Raw genomic sequence first — 1912 nt, 5'->3', positions numbered from 1 at the left:
TATGAATTCAGTGAAAGGCAGCACTAAAGCACAGGGTTTCCAACTAACTTTGCACGATGTTATGGGCGACAGCCGCAACACCGGCCTGCAACCCTATAAATACATAGGCAAAGAGCTCGACCGCACCCACGGACTGGACTGGTACGACCACGGTGCCCGCCACTACGACCCCGTGACGGGAAGATGGAACGTAATGGATGCCTTGGCGGAGAAATATTACCCATGGTCGCCCTACGCTTCGTGTGGAGATGACCCAGTAAATGCGGTTGACCCGGATGGGAAAGAAGATTATAGGGTAAATAAGCAAGGACAATTTTATAAACAAAAAAGTATGTGGGAACAAATAAAATCCTTTTTTGGATGTAATATGAAAAAAGATAGAGTGTTTATGGAAGATACCGATGAATTACTTGCTGAGTTTGAAGAGGGAACTATTATGGAGTTAGAAAAACAGGACATTGAATTTCAAAATGGCACTATAACGCAGACTTCTATGCATATAAAAAACAGACACAACTCGGAGAAACGTTTTAGAATATTAGGTGAACGAACAGAGGTGGAATGGGCACAAACAGAAATGGCCCAAGGGGATAATATCATACTAACGGATAAAGACAAAAGAGAAGTTTCCTCATCTCTTTTGTTGATAGATGCTATTGGAAGGAAAGGAGGAAAAGTTGCCGCATTAAAACACACCCATAAACCAACGTTAGAAGAGAGAAATGGAAATATGGGGGATTTTATAGATATAGGGCCGAGTCCAGCAGACTTACAACACGCGTCGAATCGGCATGGAACTATTTTCGTCGTTTATAATTACTATACAAATACTAAACAATATTATAATGGGAAAGGTATTTATAAGCAAGTGCGTTTTCGCTAATTTCATATTAGTCTATATTACTTATGTTACCTCTTTTATTATTATGTGCCCTGTTGGGACAACTCTGCAGCGTTTTGAGATAATAGATGCGAAATTGGATTCTGTCACAGAATATGTAATAAACGATGTCTATCCCGTGGAAAGACAAAGGAGAGACAGCATGGTAATGGAACTTAATATCAAAAATGACACGATGGAGTTTGTATATTCTTTTCATGATGATATTAACGACATTAGGACGAGGTTTGTAGAAATAGCCCATAAACGTGTGATAGGGTATATAAGCCATGGCTCCTTTGATATTCTCCTGATGTCGAATATAGATGATTGGTGCGATGTGGAGAAAAAACTGGGAACACTCATTAAGCCAGTAGAAGGAACAAAAAGGGTAGATTACCTCTATTATTCGGTCCCCCAATGGGGATGTGGAAAATACATTATGTACGAGCCATTGTGCTGGCATTTCAAGTATGCAAATGGGAAAGTAAGCCACCCTATTGGGCGCCTTGGGTTTTACTAAGACTATGTTTTGCATGATAGATAATTATACACTACATGGCTATCATAAACGTGTGCATATAGTTACTATGCGCATAGCCACAGAGCGCAGGGGAGGGTTCCTGCCCAGCGCCTACGCCTACAACCTGCGCTCGTGGGTCACACACATCAGCAGTCCGCTGTTCAGCCAGAGGCTGTCCTATGGAGAGCCCTCTGACGGGGGACAGCCGCGCTACGGCGGCGGGGTCTCGGCCATGGACTGGCAGGCGGCAGGCGACTCGCTACGCGGATACCGCTACCAGTACGACGCGTTAGGCAGGCTCGCCGCGGCCGATTATAGGGAGGGCGGCCTGCCCTCAGACCGATATGTCACGGAGTACAGCTACGACCTGATGGGCAACATCCTTACCTTGAGTCGCAGCGGCAAGGTTTATGATGAGATATATGGCGTCACCGATGACCTCACATATCAGTATGACGGCAACAGACTGATACGGGTCACCAATCATGCAGCCGACACCCCGGCTTACA

At 44.8% G+C, this 1912-nt stretch carries 2 protein-coding genes and 1 pseudogene; all 3 read left to right on the top strand.

What is annotated here, in order from left to right; translation table 11 throughout:
* The coding region (locus CIK94_RS01540; RefSeq protein WP_094420926.1) for an RHS repeat domain-containing protein at window positions 1–883 on the top strand (883 nt) is incomplete at its 5' end.
* A complete protein-coding gene (locus CIK94_RS01535; RefSeq protein WP_094420924.1) occupies window positions 846–1403 on the top strand; it encodes a hypothetical protein in 558 nt (185 codons plus the stop codon). The genes CIK94_RS01540 and CIK94_RS01535, both read left to right, overlap by 38 nt.
* A gap of 52 nt (window positions 1404–1455) precedes the next feature.
* Window positions 1456–1912: pseudogene (locus tag CIK94_RS01530) on the top strand (hypothetical protein); the annotation flags it as partial.

It is taken from the genome of Prevotella sp. P4-51, from assembly GCF_002251455.1.
Classification (GTDB): Bacteria; Bacteroidota; Bacteroidia; order Bacteroidales; family Bacteroidaceae; genus Prevotella.
This window is presented reverse-complemented; position numbering and strand designations above follow the sequence as displayed.

What these genes read in the sequence shown, in the direction of transcription:
- CIK94_RS01535 (WP_094420924.1), top strand. Translation starts at nt 846, where the DNA reads ATGGGAAAGGTATTTATAAGCAAGTGCGTTTTCGCTAATTTCATATTA.